15 protein-coding genes, 2 pseudogenes and 1 riboswitch are annotated in these 20,164 nt (G+C 50.8%); of the genes and pseudogenes, 1 reads left to right on the top strand and 16 read right to left on the bottom strand.

What is annotated here, in order from left to right; translation table 11 throughout:
- From purM to ULO1_RS09020, 8 genes and pseudogenes are all read right to left on the bottom strand, one after another.
- A pseudogene (purM, locus tag ULO1_RS15185) lies at positions 1-707 on the bottom strand (phosphoribosylformylglycinamidine cyclo-ligase); the annotation flags it as partial.
- Complete coding sequence (purF, locus tag ULO1_RS08990; protein WP_078665657.1) at positions 698-2,107, bottom strand: amidophosphoribosyltransferase; 1,410 nt, start codon at positions 2,105-2,107, stop codon at positions 698-700. The pseudogene purM and the gene purF, both read right to left, overlap by 10 nt.
- Positions 2,108-2,125: 18 nt before the next feature.
- The gene (purC, locus tag ULO1_RS08995; protein ID WP_078665656.1) at positions 2,126-2,833 is read right to left on the bottom strand and encodes a phosphoribosylaminoimidazolesuccinocarboxamide synthase; all 708 of its coding nucleotides are present in this window, start codon (positions 2,831-2,833) and stop codon (positions 2,126-2,128) included.
- A 25-nt stretch (positions 2,834-2,858) separates the two neighbouring features.
- Positions 2,859-4,151, bottom strand: a complete 1,293-nt coding sequence (purB, locus tag ULO1_RS09000) for an adenylosuccinate lyase (RefSeq protein ID WP_079907977.1) — start codon at positions 4,149-4,151, stop codon at positions 2,859-2,861.
- 116 nt (positions 4,152-4,267) lie between these two features.
- Positions 4,268-4,792 carry a 5-(carboxyamino)imidazole ribonucleotide mutase gene (purE, locus tag ULO1_RS09005; protein ID WP_078665654.1) on the bottom strand — a complete coding sequence of 175 codons (525 nt, stop codon included), beginning with the start codon at positions 4,790-4,792 and terminating at the stop codon, positions 4,268-4,270.
- Between the two features lie 26 nt (positions 4,793-4,818).
- Positions 4,819-6,191, bottom strand: a pseudogene (locus ULO1_RS09010) (NCS2 family permease).
- A 236-nt stretch (positions 6,192-6,427) separates the two neighbouring features.
- Positions 6,428-6,529: riboswitch (purine riboswitch) on the bottom strand.
- A gap of 82 nt (positions 6,530-6,611) precedes the next feature.
- Positions 6,612-10,385: a phosphoribosylformylglycinamidine synthase gene (locus ULO1_RS09015; protein ID WP_079933415.1), complete on the bottom strand. Its 3,774-nt coding sequence runs from the start codon at positions 10,383-10,385 to the stop codon at positions 6,612-6,614.
- A 396-nt stretch (positions 10,386-10,781) separates the two neighbouring features.
- Positions 10,782-11,513, bottom strand: coding sequence for a Fic family protein (locus tag ULO1_RS09020; RefSeq protein ID WP_078665651.1), 732 nt, complete (start codon positions 11,511-11,513; stop codon positions 10,782-10,784).
- Between the two features lie 94 nt (positions 11,514-11,607).
- Here ULO1_RS09020 and ULO1_RS09025 point away from each other — a divergent pair, with 94 nt between their 5' ends.
- Positions 11,608-12,534: a LysR family transcriptional regulator gene (locus ULO1_RS09025; RefSeq protein WP_079933416.1), complete on the top strand. Its 927-nt coding sequence runs from the start codon at positions 11,608-11,610 to the stop codon at positions 12,532-12,534.
- Positions 12,535-12,610: 76 nt separating this feature from the next.
- Here ULO1_RS09025 and ULO1_RS09030 read toward each other — a convergent pair whose 3' ends face one another.
- From ULO1_RS09030 to ULO1_RS09065, 8 genes are all read right to left on the bottom strand, one after another.
- Positions 12,611-14,071: a cell wall metabolism sensor histidine kinase WalK gene (locus tag ULO1_RS09030; RefSeq protein WP_078665649.1), complete on the bottom strand. Its 1,461-nt coding sequence runs from the start codon at positions 14,069-14,071 to the stop codon at positions 12,611-12,613.
- Entirely contained in the window at positions 14,068-14,742 is a 675-nt protein-coding gene (locus ULO1_RS09035; RefSeq protein WP_078665648.1) for a response regulator transcription factor, read from the bottom strand. The genes ULO1_RS09030 and ULO1_RS09035 overlap by 4 nt, the downstream gene beginning before the upstream one ends.
- A 107-nt stretch (positions 14,743-14,849) precedes the next feature.
- Positions 14,850-15,530 carry a flavodoxin family protein gene (locus ULO1_RS09040; RefSeq protein WP_159446868.1) on the bottom strand — a complete coding sequence of 227 codons (681 nt, stop codon included), beginning with the start codon at positions 15,528-15,530 and terminating at the stop codon, positions 14,850-14,852.
- A gap of 19 nt (positions 15,531-15,549) precedes the next feature.
- Positions 15,550-16,965 (bottom strand): protoporphyrinogen oxidase, encoded by a 1,416-nt coding sequence (hemG, locus tag ULO1_RS09045; protein WP_079933418.1) that lies wholly within the window; start codon positions 16,963-16,965, stop codon positions 15,550-15,552.
- On the bottom strand, positions 16,962-17,882 hold the full coding sequence (gene hemH / locus ULO1_RS09050) for a ferrochelatase (RefSeq protein ID WP_079933419.1): 921 nt from the start codon (positions 17,880-17,882) through the stop codon (positions 16,962-16,964). Before hemH ends, hemG begins: the two co-directional genes overlap by 4 nt.
- A gap of 12 nt (positions 17,883-17,894) precedes the next feature.
- Entirely contained in the window at positions 17,895-18,923 is a 1,029-nt protein-coding gene (hemE, locus tag ULO1_RS09055; RefSeq protein WP_079933420.1) for a uroporphyrinogen decarboxylase, read from the bottom strand.
- Between the two features lie 306 nt (positions 18,924-19,229).
- Entirely contained in the window at positions 19,230-19,538 is a 309-nt protein-coding gene (locus ULO1_RS09060) for a type II toxin-antitoxin system RelE/ParE family toxin (RefSeq protein ID WP_079907966.1), read from the bottom strand.
- Positions 19,528-19,815, bottom strand: a complete 288-nt coding sequence (locus ULO1_RS09065) for a type II toxin-antitoxin system Phd/YefM family antitoxin (RefSeq protein ID WP_079907965.1) — start codon at positions 19,813-19,815, stop codon at positions 19,528-19,530. Before ULO1_RS09065 ends, ULO1_RS09060 begins: the two co-directional genes overlap by 11 nt.
- Positions 19,816-20,164: the final 349 nt, after the last annotated feature.

Raw genomic sequence — 20,164 nt, forward strand, 5'->3', positions numbered from 1 at the left:
AGGAGGGAACGTACATAAATACGGGTAGGTTTCAGCAACTCCTCCCCTACAGTACAACCCAGTTCCGGCAGGTAGAGGTCAAGGTTCAGTCCGGCCCGCTCCAGCAAGACTTTACGGGCCAGGGAATAGCCATTGGAATGGAGACCGTGAGAAGCCAGGCCCAGCACCGTCATGCCTTCCCGCACCCGGGAGCCGTCGAGAATTTTCTCCTTATCCACCACTCCCACAGCAAAACCGGCCACATCATATTCTCCCGGCGGGTAAAAACCGGGCATTTCCGCCGTTTCGCCCCCGATGAGCGCACAGCCTGCCTCCCGGCAGCCTTCGGCAATGCCGCCAACAATAGCGGCTACCTGTTCCGGATCCAGTTTACCCACTGCCAGGTAGTCAAGGAAAAAGAGGGGTTCTGCCCCCTGGACCAGGATATCATTGACACACATGGCCACACAGTCGATGCCAATGGTGTCATGTTTATCCATCAGCATGGCCACCCGCAGCTTGGTCCCTACTCCATCAGTGCCGCTGACCAGCACCGGCTGCCGGTATTTGCTGATATCCAGGGCAAACAGCCCACCAAAGCCGCCGATATCTGTCAAGACTTCCGGTCGCATGGTTTTCCTGACTTTTTCCTTAATCAGTTCTACGGCGCGATTGCCGGCATCAATATCCACACCGGCTTCTTTATAGGTCAAGCCTTTCAACAGCAAGACCCCCCTTTTTCCAGAATGTGTTTCCCCGCTTCCGGCGGGATGGGGACGGGATATTGACCATTAAAACAGGCGGTACAGAAGCCCTGATTGACATCAGCCTGAAATACAGCCAGCAGGCCTTCCAGGCTGAGATAATGCAGGCTATCCACCCCGATATACTGGGCTATCTCTTCCACACTTTTCTGGGCAGCGATCAGTTCACTCCGTTCCGAAGTATCAATACCATAGTAACAGGGATGCAAAATGGGCGGACTGCTGATCAGCAAGTGAATTTCTTTCGCCCCCGCTTCCCGCAGCATTTTGACAATGCGGCGACTGGTCGTGCCCCGTACAATGGAGTCATCCACCAGCACCAGGCGCTTATCTTTCACTACCGAAATAATGGGATTGAGTTTTAACCGCACCGCCAGCTCCCTTAAGGCCTGAGATGGCTGGATAAAAGTGCGGCCAATGTAGCGGTTTTTCATCAGCCCTTCTTCAAAGGGCAGGCCCAGCTCTTCGGCATAGCCTCGCGCTGCTGCCGTGCCGGAATCAGGCACAGAAATGACCACATCTACATCCCGGGGAGCCTCCCGGGCCAGCTGCCGCCCCATCTGGCGCCGGCACCAGTTGACCCCGAAGCCATCAATGCGGCTGTCGGGCCGGGCAAAATAGATATATTCGAAAATGCAGGTCTGCTTCTGAGGCGGTAAAGCCTGGCGGGAATGCAGGCCATTTTCATCGATTACCACCACTTCCCCCGGCTCAACATCCCGCAGGAAAGTAGCTCCCACCGTATCCAGTGCACAGCTTTCGGAAGCAATCACATAGCCATCCCCTAGCCGCCCCAGACAGAGGGGACGGATGCCATGGGGATCCCGCACTCCCAGCAATTTATCCTGGGTCATGATCACCAGGGAATAGGAGCCTTTGAGGTCAATCATGGTTTTATGGACAGCATCCTCTATCCCGCCCTGGCTATGCCGGGCCAGCAGGTTGATAATCACTTCCGTGTCAATGGTGGACTGAAAGAGGGACCCACGGGCGGTAAGATTCTTCCTTAATTCATAGGCATTGACCAGGTTGCCATTGTGGGCTACTGCCAGCATTCCCTTGGCATAGCGAAAAACCAGGGGCTGGGCATTAATGGGCGAACTGGCTCCTGTGGTAGAATAACGGACATGACCACAGGCAATATACCCTTTCAGGCTTTGTAAATCTTTATCCTGAAATACAGCTGGCACCAGGCCCATGCCTTTATGGAGGCGGATTTCCTTACCGTCAGCCACAGCAATTCCGGCGCTCTCCTGTCCCCGGTGCTGGAGGGCATAGAGGCCATAATAGGTGATCTGGGCTACTTCGCCACCAGGCAAATAAATCCCAAATACACCGCATTCGTCTTTTATTTCCCCCGCCATGGTTTCTCCCCCTAATTATTAGTTGCCGGTCAACCGGCGATACACTTCCTGATAGGCTTCCTCCACTCCGCCCAGATCACGACGGAAGCGGTCTTTGTCCAGTTTTTCCCTGGTCTCTGCATCCCAGAAACGGCAGGTATCAGGGGAAATTTCATCAGCCAGAATGATTTTACCATCTACCCGGCCAAATTCCAGTTTGAAGTCCACCAGGATGATTTCTTTGTCGCGGAGATATTCCTGTAAAATAGCGTTGATTTTCAAGCCCATTTCTTCCATGTAGAGCATTTCTTCCCGAGTTGCCAGCCCCAGAGCCAGAGCATGATAGTAGTTAATCAGGGGATCTCCCAGCTCATCATTTTTGTAATATAGCTCTACAACGGGTTGCTGCATGGCAGTTCCTTCCTCCAGGCCCAGCCGCTTGGCCAGGGAGCCGGCAGCGATATTGCGCACTACTACTTCCAGAGGTACGATTTCAACTTTTTTAACGATCTGCTCATTATCACTGACCAGCTGGACAAAGTGACTTTCAATCCCCTTCTGGGCCAGCAGCTGGAAAAAGTAAGCAGAAATCTTGTTATTCAGCTCCCCTTTACCACTAATGGTCCCCTTCTTTAAGCCATTGAAAGCAGTAGCATCATCCTTGTACTCAATCCAGACCAGACCGGGCTGATCAGTAGCATAGATTTTTTTGGCCTTGCCCTCGTATAAGAATTCGCCTTTTTGCATCTGCCTTCCTCCTAACTTGTTAATTTTATAAGCCGAAACGAGCAAAGATGGTATCCACCTGGGCCAGGTGGTAATTGAAGTTGAACAGCCCCCGGATTTCCTCCTCATTCAAATGAGCGGTAATTTCCCGGTCAGCCAGGACCAGGTCCAGGAAAGGCTGTTTAGTCTCCCAGGCTTGAAGGGCATTACGCTGCACCAGAGCATAGGCCGCTTCCCGGGTCAAGCCCTTATCCACCAGGGCCAGCAGCACCCGCTGGGAAAAGACCAGGCCATGGGTCTTATTGATATTAGCCAGCATGTTTTCCGGGTAGACCAGCAAGTTTTTCATCACTCCGATGAATTTGTGCAACATATAATTGAGAGCAATGGTGCTGTCAGGAATAATCACCCGTTCCACCGAGGAATGGGTAATGTCCCGTTCATGCCAGAGCGCCTGGTTTTCCAGGGCCGCCAGAGCATTGGCCCGCACCACCCGGGCCAGGCCGGCAATACGCTCACAGGTAATGGGATTGCGCTTATGAGGCATGGCCGAAGAGCCCTTCTGGCCTTTCTGGAAGAATTCTTCCACTTCCAGAATATCAGTCCGTTGCAGGTTCCTGATTTCAGTGGCGAATTTATCCAGGCTGCCCGCAATCACAGCCAGGGTGGTCATGAAGGCTGCATGGCGGTCCCGCTGGATAATCTGGGTAGAAACTTTCGCCGGTCTTAAGCCCAATTTACGGCAGGCGATTTCCTCCACCCGTGGATCGATATTGGCATAGGTGCCTACTGCCCCTGAAATCATGCCAGTAGAGATATCCTCTAATGCTGCCTGGAGCCTGGTCAGATTGCGCTCTGTTTCCGCCGCCCACAACAGCATTTTCAGGCCAAAGGTAATGGGTTCAGCATGAATGCCATGAGTGCGCCCAATCATGGGGGTATAGCGATACTCCTGCGCCTTTTCCAGCAATATCTGGTAAAGTTCCCGCAGCTGGCCCAGGAGGATTTCCCCGGCTTCTTTCATCTGCAGGGCCAAGGCCGTATCCAGCACATCGGAAGAAGTCATACCCAGGTGGATAAAACGGCTGGCTTCACCCACCCGCTCAGCCACACAGGTCAAAAAAGCGATTACGTCATGATTGGTTACCTGTTCAATCTCATGGATGCGTTCTACACTGAAATCAGCTTTGGCCTTGATTTCCGCTACTGCGTCAGCCGGAATCATGCCCAGCTCTGCCATAGCTTCACAGGCAGCTATTTCCACCTGTAACCATTTGCGATACTTGTTTTCTTCTGACCAGATTCTCCCCATTTCCGGCAAGGTGTAACGCTCAATCATCCTCTTCTCAGCACTCCTTTGCTAAAAATAATCCCAGGCAGACCAAACCCTCGTTTTATGGCGAGGACCTGGCTGCCTGGGTCAGGGACGAGTTGAAAATTCCGGGGCGGTCCTCTTTAGCCCTGCTGTTTTTGGGCCAGATAACCGTCAATGCCCAATTGCTGCAGTTTGTCCGCCTTTGCCTGTACTTCCTCAGCCAGCTTCCGGCGGTACTCCACCAGTTTGGCCTGCAATTCCGGTCTGGTTGATGCCAGGATTTGGACAGCCAGCAATCCTGCATTCTTTGCTCCATTGATAGCTACAGTAGCGACCGGAATGCCACTGGGCATCTGCACTATAGCGTACAGCGCGTCAATACCATTGAGGGCCCCAGCTTTTATTGGTACACCAATTACCGGCAATGGTGTCACTGCAGCCACCACTCCGGGCAGATGGGCAGCTACTCCGGCACCGGCAATAATCACCTCCAGGCCCCGTTCCACTGCCCCTTTAGCCCACTCAATGGTCACCTCCGGGGCCCGATGGGCGGAAGAGATCTTGACTTCATACTCTACTCCAAATTGATCCAGCACTTTGGCCGCTTCAGCCATGATCGGCAAGTCAGAGTCACTGCCCATGATGATTCCAACCAGTTTTGCCATCAACTCATCCCTCCTGAATTTTTTCCTTATTCCGCTCCGATGAAAACGTAACGGCTTAACACCAGAGCGGTGAGAATCCACATTAGCCAGTGCACTTCCTTAGTCCGGCCGGTAACCACCTTCAGCACAGTGTAGAAAACGATACCAGCCGAAATCCCATTGGCGATATTATAGGTAAAGGGCATTACCGTCATAGTTAAGAAAGCAGGCATGCTTTCAGTGAAATCATCAAAATCGATTTCTTTAATGGCAGAAGCCATTAGCAAGCCTACAATAATCAGGGCCGGAGCTGTAGCAGCATCGGGAATCAGCTTAAAGAAAGGAGCCAGGAAGAGGGCAGCCAGAAACAGTACCCCGGTGGTAACAGCAGTCAAGCCGGTGCGTCCACCTTCCCCAATCCCGGCTGCGCTTTCAATATAAGCAGTAACAGTACTGGTACCCATCAGAGCACCGAAACTGACCCCCAGGGCATCCACCAGCATGGCCCGGCCGATATAAGGATTGTTGCCGGTCTCATCCAGCAAGCCAGCCCGGCCAGCAGTACCCACCAGGGTACCAAAGGTATCAAACAATTCCACGAAGGTAAAGGTCAGCACTACAGCAATCAGACCATGTTCCAGGGCTCCCATGATATCCAGTTTACCTACCGCCAGGTTACTCAACTTGGGCAGGGCATACTGGAATTTGTCAATCGGAGTAACACCCATCGGAATCCCAATTAAAGTGGTTAAGATAATCCCCCAGAGCAGGGGGAGCCTTTTACTCGCCGGGCCATGAGAATCCCGGTAATGGCCAGGCCAATCAGGGCCAGCAAGGGTTCGGCATGGGTCAGGTTGCCCAGCTTCAGATCCCATTCAAAGAAGAGCAGGGAACCGGCAATACCATTAGTTTTATTCAAAGTCTCCAGGGTAGGAGGAATAACATGCAAACCTGCGACCAGCAAATGCGAAGTCTTAAAACCGATAATAGTAATAAAGAGACCGATCCCGACAGTAATGGCTTTTTTCAGGGAATTGGGTACGGCAACCACCAGCAACTGCCGGATATTGGTGACGGTCAGGATTAGAAAGATAATACCGGAAATGAAAACTGCCCCCAGAGCTGCCTGCCAGGTAAATTCTCCGCCTTTAGCCGCCACTACGGCAAAGTAGGCATTCAGGCCCATGCCCGGAGCCAGAGCGATGGGGAAGTTGACAAACAGACCCATAGCGATAGTTACAATCCCTGCTGCCACACAGGTAGCGAAGAAAACCGCATCATAGTCCATCCCGGTGGTAGAAAGGATACCGGGGTTAACCGCCAGTATGTAGGCCATGGTCATAAAAGTAGTCAAACCGGCAATGATTTCCGTACCAACAGTGGTGTTGCGTTCCCGCAATTTGAACAGTTTCTCTAGCATCTCTACGCCTCCTAGCATCCATGGTAGTGAGTTTAATCAGCCATAGTTTCTCCTAACCGTAAAATCTCTACTACTTTTCACCTCCAAAAGAAAATTGGCCCGGACAGGCAGACTTCTTCCGCGAAAAAATACGAGAAGAAACCTACCCGTCCGGGCTTTTGTCCCATCGGTGTAGCGGGTAAAAAATACCCACCTGTGCCACTCGGTCACAGACCCGGCCATAAAACCGGCGGAACCCTAGGCACACTTTCTCTCGTAGTCAGATGATTTACGGTCATCTGGTAGAGACGCCGAAGCCATATTCTTCGGCTTATACGAGATGCTATTTGGCTGTCCACTACCTATGTTACCAGGTCTGGCCACTGCTGTCAAGGAGCAAAACCGAACGTTTAACATTATCTTAACAATGACGTTCGGATATTACCGGAAATAAGCTACCCCAGCGGCAAAGATTTTCTGGTCAAATTCCCCGGGCACATTCCGGTAGAGATGGGGGCCAATCCGCTCCGAATGCCCCATTTTGCCCAGTACCCTGCCATCAGGGCTGGTAATACCTTCAATGGCCTCGATGGAGCCATTGGGGTTGAACTGCAGGTCATAGGTGGGCTTACCCTCCAGGTCCACATACTGAGTGGCAATCTGCCCCCGTCGGGCCAGTTCAGCCACCAGTTCCGGTGCGGCTACAAACCGCCCTTCCCCATGGGAGACTGCTACGGTATGAATATCCCCTACCTCTACCAGACTCAACCAGGGGGACAGGTTAGAAGCCACCCGGGTACGCACCAGTTTGGAGACATGGCGCCCCAGGGTATTGAAGGTTAGGGTCGGAGAATCATCGCTCAAATCCCGGATTTCACCAAAGGGCACCAGTCCCAGTTTGATCAGGGCCTGAAAACCATTACAGATTCCCAGCATCAAGCCATCCCGCTGATATAAAAGCTCCATTACCGCATCCCTGACCCGGGGGTTACGGAAGGCGGTGGCGATGAATTTGCCGGAGCCATCGGGTTCATCCCCGCCGCTAAAGCCTCCTGGCAACATGATAATCTGGGCCCGCTTAATCCCTGCCACCAGGGCCGCCAGGGATTCCTCGATAGCCGCCGGGGTCAGGTTGCGGATAACCAGAGTTTCCACAATTCCACCCGCAGCAGTAAAGGCCCGGGCTGTGTCATATTCGCAGTTGGTGCCGGGGAAAACCGGCATCAGAATGCGGGGACGGGCGATTTTAACCGTACTCTGTCGCCGCTGTTCCTGCCAGTAGCTAAAAATTTTCGGCGGCTCTTCCTGCGTCTTAACCCGGGTGGGAAATACCCCTTCCAGGGGTTCTGTCCAGGCCCGGTATGCCTCTTCCAGGTCTATCTCTATACCATTAACCTTGATTACTTTTTCCGCCAGGGTCTGGCCCAGGAGCTGCCAGTCCAGTCCTGCCAGAACCCGTTCCAAATCCAGCCCTGCCTCCACTTCCAGGACCAGGGAACCATAAAGAGGGGCGAAAAGTTCCTTCCCATCAAATATATTTGCAAAGGCAAAACCTATCCGATTGCCGAACGCCATTTTACTAATCACTGCCGCCAGCCCGCCCAGGCGTACCGAATGGGCAGCCAGCACCCGGCCCTGGCTGATTAATTCGTGTATACGGCTGAAGTTTTGCTGTAATTGCTGAAAATCGGGGATTTCCCGTTCATCCCGCCGGGCCCGAACCAGCACCACCCGACTTCCTGCCTGCTTGAACTCTGGCGATATAACCTGGCGTACATCCACCGGTGCCACGGCAAAAGCTACCAGGGTCGGTGGCACATTCAGATCCTTGAAAGTGCCGGACATGCTATCCTTACCGCCAATGGCAGCAATCCCCAGCCGTTTTTGGGCCAGATAGGCCCCTAGCAAGGCACTAAAAGGCTTGCCCCACTTTTGCCGGTCCTTGCCCAGCTTCTCAAAATACTCCTGCAGGGTGAGGCGTACCCGGCGATAATCCCCACCCATAGCCACTATTTTGGTCACTGCCTCCACCACAGCATAGAGGGCACCATGGAATGGGCTCCATTTGGCCAGTTGAGGATTATAACCAAAGGTCATCAGGGTCCCGGTGACCGTTTCCCCTTCCAGTACAGGAATCTTAGCCGCCATACCCTCGGCCGGGGTATCCTGATAAATCCCTCCTAGCGGCATCAGCACGGTTCCGGCACCAATAGTGCTGTCAAATCGTTCGACCAATCCCTTCTGGCTGCAGACATTGAGGTCCTGTAAATTGGCCAGCCAGGCCTGCTGTAAATCCCCGGCTTTCGCCACCGCTGCCGGTACAGCAGCAAAGTAGTTTTCCTCTGCTTTCGGTGCGATTACCGTCACCGGAGTGGTCTGTTTCACCCCATTGGTGTTGAGAAAATCCCGGCTGATATCGACGATGGTCTGGCCCCGCCAGTGCATGCGCAAACGCCGTTCAGCGGTAACCCGGGCCACCGGTGTAGCTTCCAGGTTTTCCTCTGCTGCCAGCTGAATAAACTGCTCTACATCAGCAGCGGCTACCACTACTGCCATCCGCTCCTGGGATTCAGAAATAGCCAGTTCTGTCCCATCCAATCCCTCATATTTTTTCGGGATGGCATCCAGATTAATATCCAGCCCATCGGCCAGTTCCCCGATAGCTACCGACACCCCACCGGCGCCAAAGTCATTGCATTTCTTGATCAGGCAGCTTACTTCCGGCTTGCGGAAGAGCCGCTGGATTTTGCGCTCCTCCGGCGGGTTGCCCTTTTGTACTTCCGCCCCACAGCTAAAGAGGGATTCTTCGGTATGTTCCTTGGAGGAACCGGTCGCACCGCCACAGCCATCCCGCCCAGTGCGGCCTCCCAGCAAAATTATGACATCTCCGGGCTGGGGCCGCTGCCGCACCACATTGGTTCGCGGTGCCGCCCCGATCACTGCCCCGATTTCCATACGCTTGGCGATATAGCCCTGGTCATAGATTTCCGCTACCTGGCCGGTAGCCAGGCCGATCTGGTTACCATAAGAGCTGTAACCGGCTGCCGCCCCGGTAGTAATTTTCCTCTGCGGCAACTTGCCGGGCAAAGTATCCTCCACCCGGGCCCGCGGGTCACCACTGCCCGTTACTCGCATCGCCTGGTAGACATAGGAACGGCCGGAGAGAGGGTCCCGAATCGCCCCGCCCAGACAGGTAGCCGCCCCCCCGAAGGGCTCGATTTCAGTGGGATGGTTATGGGTTTCGTTTTTGAACATCACCAGCCATTCTTCCGTTCGACCATCGATCTCCACCGGCACAATTATACTGCAAGCATTGATTTCCTCCGACTCATCCAGGTCCGGCAGTTTCCCCAGCTGACGCAGTTCCTTCATGCCCATGACGGCGATATCCATCAGACAGATATCCCGTTCTTCCTCACCATAAACCAGGGTGCGGGCCCGCAGATATTCCTGATAGGCCTCCTTTACCGGCTCAGTCAAGGGTGCCGCCTCAATCTCCACCTCATTGATCCGGGTCAGGAAGGTAGTATGCCGGCAATGATCAGACCAGTAGGTATCCAGCACCCGCAGTTCGGTAATGGTGGGATTGCGCCCTTCTGTATCCCGGAAATATGTTTGGCAAAAGGCCAGATCCTCCAGCCCCATAGCCAGGCCCAGCCGGGCATGGAGTTCAGCCAGTTCTGGCTCCTTCATGTCGATAAAGCCCTGAATAACCGCCACCTCCGGCGGTTCCGCCATTTCCAGCTCCAGACTGACAGGCTTGTCCAGTGCCGCCTCCCGGGCTTCCACCGGGTTAATGCAATAGTCCTTGATTTTGGCCAGTTCTTCCTCGGTGATATCTCCCTGTAAAACAATCAGCTTGGCAGAGCGTACCAGGGGCCGTTCTTTCTGGGTAAGAATTTGCAGGCATTGTCCGGCGGAATCAGCCCGCTGGTCATATTGCCCGGGCAAATATTCGATGGCAAACACCCGCTCCCGGGGGTCCAGGGGTAATACCTCATCATATGCCACATCCACAGGGGGTTCGGAGAATATGGTGTCCCGGGCCAGCCTGTATTCTTCCTCACTAATACCAGCCACATCATAGCGGTTGATAATACGCAGTCCGGTTAAACCCTTGATGCCCAGATTTTCCTTTAAGTCTTCATATAGATGCCGGGCCTCCACGGCAAACTCCGGCTTTTTTTCTACATAAATCCTGCGCACTGGCACCATTAATACCTTCCCCCTCGGCTTTTCTTTGCTTTTATTATATCACAGCCACATTCATAACAGTAGTTAATATATCTAATGTTATTTATAAGCATGACTGAACTATATGTGTGCGCAACTTATATCATTTTTTGTACATAAAAGAACCTCAAGAAAGTAAAAATCACTCTCTTGAGGTTAATTTTAAAATAAAATAGTACTGGGCTCAGAGCCTTTTCAGGAGCAAATTGTCTCATCCCATGATGGGTGTCGCCTGACTTATTGGCTTCAGATACCCTTAATCCCCCCATACCGGGTATAGCTGGCATCTGCAAATAGGGTTTTTCTAGGCTTAATAACTGTCTAAACCCAATTTAGCTGCGGCCGCCCCGGCCTACAACCCATGTTGTGTTTTCCTGCTTATAAAACTACACTTAACCACAAATCCAAACTCTCTTCAACACAACTAGCCACAAGGCTAATAAAATCCCTGTAATCCCCGGAAATATGAGCATTATCAAGGGAATCATAGTATTCTGCCCGCCGTTCTTTCTTAATAATTACTGGCGGATAACTCGCTTTCATCAACTCAAAATTTAACAAAAGCCTTGCTGTTCTGCCATTTCCATCCACAAAGGGATGGATTTTAACAAACTCGCCATGTAATAGAGCCGCCCTTTCAATTGGATGGAGGTTACGCCACTCCCCCTGATACTGTTTTATCAGGTTTTCCATCTGCTCTTTTACAAGAAAATGCTGAGGCGGTCGATGTTTAGCCCCACTGATTATCACATTTTCTTTCCTATACACCCCGGCATTAGCATCATCAATATTCTTTAATACAAGCCGGTGAATATTCTTAATCTCCCACTCAGTCAGGGGAGCATCCTTATCTACTAACTCCTCCAGATATAAAATAGCATCTTTATGGTTGATAACCTCCAAATGTTCTTTCAAGGACTTGCCCCCAATAGTTATCCCTTCCAGGACCACCTTAGTTTCATAAATAGTCAGGGTATTTCCTTCGATGGCATTAGAATTATAGGTCCATTCTACCAGAATATGCTCCCGTAAAGATTTTACAGTACTGGCTGGCAACGGCCGTTTAGCGTCAAGCATTCTCTTTTTTTGCTCAATCAGCGCAAAGTTCATCTTTACCACCCCATCTTTATTATATCGCCAAATAGTTGCTAAGAAAAATTATCTAATGATACAATAAAGCAAAAACTACCACAGGAGCGGTAAGATGAACATCAGCTTTGAACTCTATAAAGTTTTCTACCATGTAGCCAAAAGCCTGAGCTTCTCTGCCGCAGCCCGGGAACTGTTCATTTCCCAGTCAGCCGTCAGTCAGAATATCAAGGCTCTGGAAGAGCAGCTGGGTTGCTCTCTCTTCTCCCGCCATACCAAGCAAGTCCGCTTAACCAGAGAGGGCGAAGTCCTTTTCCAGCATATCGAGCAGGCATACCTGGCCATCAAAACCGCTGAGCGCACCCTGGATGAAATGCGCACCCTGGCTCGGGGCGAAGTGCGACTGGGAGCTACCGACACTATTTGTAAGCATTTCTTGCTTCATCCCTTTCAACACTTTAGCCAGCTCTATCCCCAGCTCAAACTCCGGGTCACCAACACCACTTCCCCGGGCTGTCTGGATTTATTAAGCCGGGGACTGGTGGATCTGGCGGTCATCCACCTCCCGGCAAAAGAACTGCCTGCAAACCTGCAGGCAGTCCCTTTGCAAGAATTGAATTATGGCTTTATCGCCGGCCCCCAGTACCGGCAACTGCAGGGCCAAACCCTGACCCTTGAAGAAATCGTAACTTATCCATTGCTGTTACTGGAGAAAGCCACTACCACCAGAAACTTGCTGGATCAGCTTCTGGCTGCTCACAATCTCAGCGTTCAACCCGAAATCGAATCCGGCAGCATTGACTTGCTGGTTGAATTGACCAAAATCGGACTGGGCCTCACCTTCCTGCCTTTAGCCTATGTGCAGGCAGAACTGGCCAGCGGTCAGGTCTTTCTCCTACCGCTGGAACTGGAACTGCCCCGGCGTCATCTGGGGGTAGTTACCCGTTCCGATTTTCCTTTACCCCTGGCTGCTGGCAAATTCATGGAGTTACTGATTTTTGCTGCTGCCGATACTGAGCCCGCAGAGCAACTGCCGACTTAATTTCATTCTCTTTCCCTCCTGCTTTGTTTTTGTACAAAGCAGATTATATGCTGTTTCTGTGGCAGTTCTGTGAAAACTAGGTGGCAGATTGATGAAAATCCAGCTCAAACCAGAAATTCACCCCATCGGGCAAATTCTCGGCGCCGTACCCATTCTGGTGCAATTCCATAATCGCCCTCACTACGGCCAGACCCAGCCCGGTACCACCATAGGCTCTGGTACGGGCTTTGTCTACTTTATAAAAACTGGTCCAGATTTTTTCCAGAGCCTCGGCCGGAATAGACTGGCCGCTGTTGAACACTTCGACCCGAACCTTTTCCCCCCGCCGCCTGGCCTTGATTCTAAGCTGCTTGCGCTGGTCCAGATGGTTTATCGCATTATTCAAATAGTTAATCACGACCTGCTCAATCCGACCAACATCCCCCAGTACCGGCAAAGCTCCGGGTATGTCCAGCCCAATATCTACGCCCTGTTCATTCAACAGGGGCCGGAATTTTTCCACAATCTGCCTTAGCAGTTCCGCCAGGTCAAACTCCGTCTTCTCCAGTTGCAAATAGCCTGACTCGATCTGGGATAAATCCAGCAGGTCCCTCACCAGCCGGTTCATTTTGCCGGCCTCATCTATAATCACATCACAGTAGAAATTTCTGCTTTCCTCATCCTCATTGACATTTAGTTTCAACCCTTCTGCGTAACCCTGAATCAAGGCAATAGGAGTCTTTAATTCATGGGAAACATTGGAGATAAACTCCTTCCGCATTTGATCAATCCGGCGTTCCCGCTCAATGTCCTCCCGCAGCTGGTTGATAGCCCTATCCAGTTGTTCAGACATAGAATTAATGCTCTCCCCCAGCTGCCCGATCTCGTCATCAGTCTGCCCGCGATATTTCTGGCTAAAATCCAGCCGGGCCATATGCTGGGCCAGTTCATTCAGCTCCAGAATCGGCCTGGTAAACCGCCGGGCGAAGATATATGCTCCCAGTCCCCCCAGGACTATTGTGATCAGACCCGTGAACAGGAAAAAGCGATTGGCAACTGCAGTGCTTTCATCAATAGCCGCAACAGGAAGGCTCAATACCAGCAGCTCCCCTGTTTTTAACCGCCCTGTCAGCAGGAGAAAATTGGTCTTCAGCCGCGGGTCCTCCACCACTTCCAGCCGATACTCCCCCTGGGGACGTTGCCACAGATCTGACCGCAAAACATGCATCCAGAGGGTCATCTCCATGCCTTTTCGACCGGGGCCACCCATACCAAAAAGACGCATCGCAGGATTATACTTTAACTCCATCCCCGGACCGATAATATAAACATTTAGTCCTTGATTTCTCTCCAGTTTTTCCAGTTGCAATCCAATAGTTTCAAGATCCCCCTGGTAGTTCTCGTTAAGCATCTCCAGACTCTCGATCAGAATGTTTTTCTTTTGCCAGAGATAATATTCATTTAAATAAAGATTGTTTAACAGCAGAGAAAACCCGACAAAAAAGGCCACCAGCCCACTCCCTGCCAGAAATAGTTTGGTGCGTATAGATAATCTCATTTTTTCACCTCAAATCTGTAACCAACCCCCCGTACCGTCTGAATTAATTCGCTTTTCTCCCCCAGTTTCAGTCTGAGTCGCTTGATATGGGTATCCACCGTACGGGTATCGCCAAAGTAATCATAATTCCATACCGCATTTAAAATCTGATCCCTGTTCAAAGCCCGGCCGGCATTATCTGCCAGATAGAGCAAAAGATCAAACTCCTTGGGTGTTAGTTCAATCCGTTCCCCGTTCACATAAACATTACGCCCCGGTTCATCGATTTCCAGCCCGTCATAATTTCTTATCGCCACTTGCCGGTTTTCCAGGCGGCGAAACAGGGCCTGGATTCTTGCTGCCAGTATCTTTAAGCTAAAAGGCTTGGCGATATATTCATCTGCTCCCAGATCAAAACCAAAAAGCTCATCCTCCTCTTCTCCCCGCGCCGTTAACATGATAATCGGGACCCTGGAAGTCTTTCTGATCTCCCGGCAGACAGCCCAGCCATCATATTCCGGCATCATTACATCCAGTATAACTAAATCCGGATGTTCCCGCTGAAAAATCTCCAGTGCCTGGCGACCATCTGCTGCTTCCCGCACAGCATAGCCTTCTTTTTTCAGAAAATCTCCTACCAGTTTGCGCATTCTCATTTCATCATCGACCACGAGAATTTTTTTCTCAGCCATAGCCTCACCCTCCGACCCAGGATGCTAATTTCAGTATAACGAAAGAATATGGCGATTGTGTGAACAAAAAAGCTGTCCGCCTCTCGCAGACAGCCTGTTTCCTTTCCTTATAACTTTCTTCCCAGCTCAAAAGCCCGGGCCAGTACCCTCTGGTTGCGCTCCCAGGCCTGGCGGGCCTGTTCCTCCCCAATTGGTATCCCGGATCGCCTGGCTAATTCCAGCAGTTCCGCTACACTCATGGCAATAGCCCCCTGGCTGGTAACCGAAGTAGCCACCAGGGCTTCTATAAACCCGCCATTGGTATGCTTTTCCATCATCCGCCGCAGCAGTTTTTCAGCATCTTCAGCACATTCAGGATGAGGTGCGCCAGCTGTGAATACCAGCAATACATTGCGCTGTTTCGGCACCAGGCGGCTAAAAGTCTGGAACTTCTTTTCCCGGGGATCAAAAACCCGTCGGGTTAATACCCCCATCAAACGATCCAGCAACGTTTTTAGTTGCCCGGTCATGTAATTTCCATAAATGGGAGTACCGATAATAATGCCATCAGCAGCCTCTATTTTATCCCGAATCAGGCGGACATCATCCTCCAGTTTGCATACCCCTGCCGGCCGGCATTCATAGCAACCCTGACAGGAGGTAAACCGCAAATCATCCACAAAAAATTTTTCCGTTTCCGCTCCACAGTCTCTAGCCCCGGCCAGAGCCTGCTCAATGATCAAGTCGGTATTACCCCCTTTGCGGTAACTGCCCACCAGTGCCAGCACTTGCCGTTTCTGCCCTTCCATGCGGTCTCCTCCCATATTTTTAGCTCAGCTGCTTCAAGATGTTTTCAGCGGCATTCCAGCCTTCGCCTACACAGTTGCCAATACCTACTCCACGATAAGAACCGCCTACGATCTGCAACCCCTGATACTGGGCCGTTTTTTCCTCCAGGGCCTTAATCCGCTCCAGATGGCCCAGCACATACTGAGGCATGCCTTTTACCCAGCGGTACACCCGGGTAAGCACCGGCTCTGCCGTCAAGCCCATAATCTCCCGCAATTCGGCGCGAACCATACTGATCATGCGCTCGTCATCCAGCAAGACCAGCTCCTGACTGGCTGGCCCGCCCACAAAAGCCCGCAGGAGAACATATTCCTCTCCCGGGGTTCGATGCCCATACCATTTGGTCGAGCTATAGGTAGCCGCCATGATTTTACGCCCTTCCACCCTGGGAATGACAAAACCAAAGGAGTTCAGATCCTGTTTTACATCCCCTTTCCGGTAAGCCAGAGAGACAGTAGCCGAAGAAACAAAGGGTATACCCTGTAAGAGCTGACTGATTTCCCGATCCAGTTCAGCAGTCAGTTCTGCCGCTGCATTGGCCGGTGTGGCCAGGATAATAGCATCGGCAATTACCGGCTCTTTGTCTGCCAGTTCCACGAGATACTTTCCGTCAGCCTGACGCTTTATCCCTTTTACTTCCTGGCCCAGCCAGATTTTGGCCGGGTCCAGTTTGCTGGCAACAGCCTCTACCAGTTGTCCCATGCCCTCCTTGAAAGACATGAAATAGGTTTTTTCAATTTTACCATTGGCCAGATACTGTACCGGCGCTTTATGCCTTCGGGCTGCCAGCATGGCTTTAATCAAGCTACCATATTTCTTTTCCATATCAAGGAAACGGGGAAAACTGGCCTTTAAGCTCATTTTCTCCGGATCCCCAGCATGAATGCCCCCAATGAGGGGTTCAGCAATTTTCTCCAGTGCTTCCCGCCCCAATCTGCGGGTAACAAAACTGGCCAGACTCTCATCTTCATCACTCTGGCGCGGTGGAATAAACAGATCCATCCCCATGCGGATTTTTCCCGGCCAGGAAATGAGGGAGCTCAGCGCAAAAGGAACGATTTTGGTCGGCACCATCAACATCAAGCCTTCCGGCAGCTTGTGCAGTCTGCCTCCGGAAAAGACATAAGTCCCTTTGCTGGCCTCATGGCTGGGCAAGAGCTGTTCCTCAATCCCCAGTTCGGCACTGAGCTGAGCCACCTGAGGCTTTTCCGAAAGAAAACAGTCGGGTCCTCCTTCAATAACAAAGCCATCAACCTTATCTGTGGCAATTTTGCCTCCCAGGCGCTTCTCCCGCTCGATCAGGAGATAGTCCACCTGGCCCTGTCCCTTTTTCCCCAGAGTGTAGGCAGCCGCTAAACCCGTGATGCCGCCACCGATAATGACCACTTTTTTCATCTTTTCATCACCTCTGTTACAACCTCCGCCAGGGCTGAAATAAATAACGGCAAATCATTGACTGCCCGGGCCCGCCGGAAATTCAGCCCCAGGGATCTGGCATGATTGGCCTGCTCGATATCTATGTCATACAGTGTCTCAATATGGTCAGCCGCAAAACCGATGGGAATCAGCAGGACATCCTTTTTACCCTTCGCCGCCAGCTGCTCCAGCACTTCCTCCACTTCCGGGCCCAGCCATTCCCCCTGCCCGCCCCCTTTGCTCTGGTAAGCCAGGGTCCAGGGATTGGCCGGAAAATGAGCAGCCAGAGCCCGGGCTGTTACTTCCACCTGCTCCTGATAGGGGTCAGCCTCCGACCCGCTTACATAGGAGACAGGCAAGCTGTGGGCACTGAAAATCAATTCTACTTCTTCCGGCCGCTCAAAGCCCTGTAGCTGTTCCCTTCCCCTCGCAGCCAGAGCCGCGATAAACAGGGGATGGTCATACCAGGCCGGTGCCGGAATCACCGGACAGGAAAACTGCTCCTTTAGCCTGTCCACTTCAGCCAGATAGGCTCCAGTGGTTATCCGCGAATAATGGGGCGAGATGCTGAGAGCGATAACCTGCCCGGCCCCTGCTGCAATCAGTTCCTTCAAGCCCTCTTCTATATATGGAGCCGAATTGCTCATTCCTACCGCTACCTTCCAGCTTCCTCCCAGCTGGTTCAGTCTGGCTTCCAGGGCGGCCGCCTGGGCCCTGGTAATCTCCAGCAGGGGAGACTTTCCTCCAATTTGCCGATAACGGGCCTGTACTTTGGTGATCACCGGCGGCGGCGGTTTTCGCCCTTTCATCAACCGGGTCATAAAAGCCTCGACCCCTTCTGGCCCTTCTGGCCCGCCAAAACCCAGCAACAGCACCCCGTTGAGCTGCTCTCCCATTTACTTCACTCCTTACCGGCGACTGTGTTTGTGCACTGCTTCCACCAGAGCAATCACATGTTCTACCGGGGTATCTTTGTGGATGCCATGGCCCAGGTTAAAAATATGTCCCGGCCGATTGCCAACCCGGGCCAGAATATCCTTAACCCTTTCCTCAATTACCCGGGGCGGTGCAAACAACATCATGGGATCCAGATTGCCCTGAACAGCTACATCATCGCCCAGGCGACGAATGGCATCATCGATATTGATGCGCCAGTCCAGGCCGATGACATCTCCACCGGCTTCTTTCACCAGTTCCAGCATGCTGGAGGCATTATTGGCAAAATGGATCACGGGCACGCCACTATCCTTCAGGCCGTCCAGCACCTTTTTGGAATAAGGCAGCACATACTGACGATAATCTTCGGGAGACAGAGCCCCTACCCAGGAGTCAAATAACTGCACCGCCTGGGCTCCGGCAGCAATCTGAGCCTTGAGGTAACGCAAAATCACCTCGGCAATCTTGTCCATCAGAGCATGCCAAACTTCGGGGGCCTGCCACATCATCTTCTTGCACTCAATATAATTTTTAGAGCCGCCCCCCTCGATAATATAGCTAGCCAGGGTAAAGGGCGCACCGGAAAAACCGATCAGAGGAACTTTATCTGCCAGTTCCCGCCGTAAGATACGGATGGCTTCCATGACATAGGGAGTAGCCTCTTCCGCCTCAATGACCCGGATGGTATCCACATCCGCCCTGGTTCGGACCGGGTTATGAATTACCGGGCCCTCGTTTTTGGCAAACTCCAGTTGAATCCCCATGCCTTCCAAAGGCAAAAGAATATCGGCAAAGAGGATGGCAGCATCCACCCCCAGTTTGTTCACCGGTTGCAAAGTAACTTCAGCGGCAATTTCCGGAATCTTGCACATTTCCAGGAAAGAATACTTGCTTCTAATCGCCATATATTCGGCCATGTAACGGCCCGCCTGGCGCATCAGCCAAACAGGAGTATAATCCACCGGCTCCCGTCGACATGCTTTGAGAAAGGTGTCATTCATGTATGTACTGCCTCCTTGTCCTCAGTTTCACATACTTTTTACTATTCAACGAGAAAGAAGAAAATCCTTTTTTATCTTACCCTATTTTCGCTAATTAACAAAATACCCTCCGTTAAACGGAGGGATAGCATTTACTCCCACTCTGTGATTAAGTCTTTTTCAGTATTTTCTACCCTTGATTTTACTGCATTTCACGTCATTATTATTTCTATTTTCAATGAAAAAAACAGGCTTCAGAAAATATTAGTACGTTTTTAGTACGGTTATTTTCATTCATTGTTTGTATTTTCTATAGTGTCAATAATATCATTTTATGAGTTTGCTTAAATCCATTTTAGCATATATAACCCTGTGAATCTCAACAACCTGTTCTTTGACCACATAGAACACTAAATAGTTTTTTACAGGTAATACTCTATATTCATTTTCAAGGGATTTTTCAGGATAATATACCCTGCATGAATACGGAAACTGTGCAAGCCTTGATATAGAAGTATCCAATGCATCAATTAAATCCATAGCTGCCTTTGGTGCTTTTAACTCATCTGCAATATAAGATACAATATTAGATAAATCTCTACTTGCCAAAGGCAGGTATCTAATTTCATACTTCATCAGATTCCACCTTATCCACAATTCTTGCCCTTAATTCTTCAAATACTTCTTTATGGGAATATCTCTTATCAGTTGTTTTGGCTTCCAGTTCCGCTTCCTTCAGCTTAAAGTAAATTTCACTTTCAAACAGTTTCCGTTCGTAAGCTTCCATGCTCATTACAACCATATCCCCATAACCATTCTTGGTCAAAAATACAGGTTCTTGAGTTTCATGAACAATCCTTGATATATCTGCAAAATTATTTCTCAAATCCGATACTGGTCTAATATGTGGCATACAATTATCACCCCTTTATTAGTTTAGCATAATTTTATCATAATTATGCTAAAACATCAATAAAGCTGTAAATGTTATTTTTCCTCATTAAGTTGTTCTAATGGCTTTATATTAAACGGGTCAGTTAAATCCTTGCCTTCAAACTTTTCCAAGAATTCCAGTAAGGCAGTTCTTCTTACTTTCATGCTTCCAAGTTTTAAAGCTGGTAGTAAACCTGCCTTAATTAAACTGTAAATGTACAGTAGCGTTGCATAAAATTTTTTAGAATTTGTCAAGCTGGGAATTAATTCGATTTAACACAAAATAGGCCGAATTATGCGTTTTTTAGCTGAGAAATATAAAAATCTCC

Source organism: Carboxydocella sp. ULO1 (genome assembly GCF_002049255.1).
Classification (GTDB): Bacteria; Bacillota.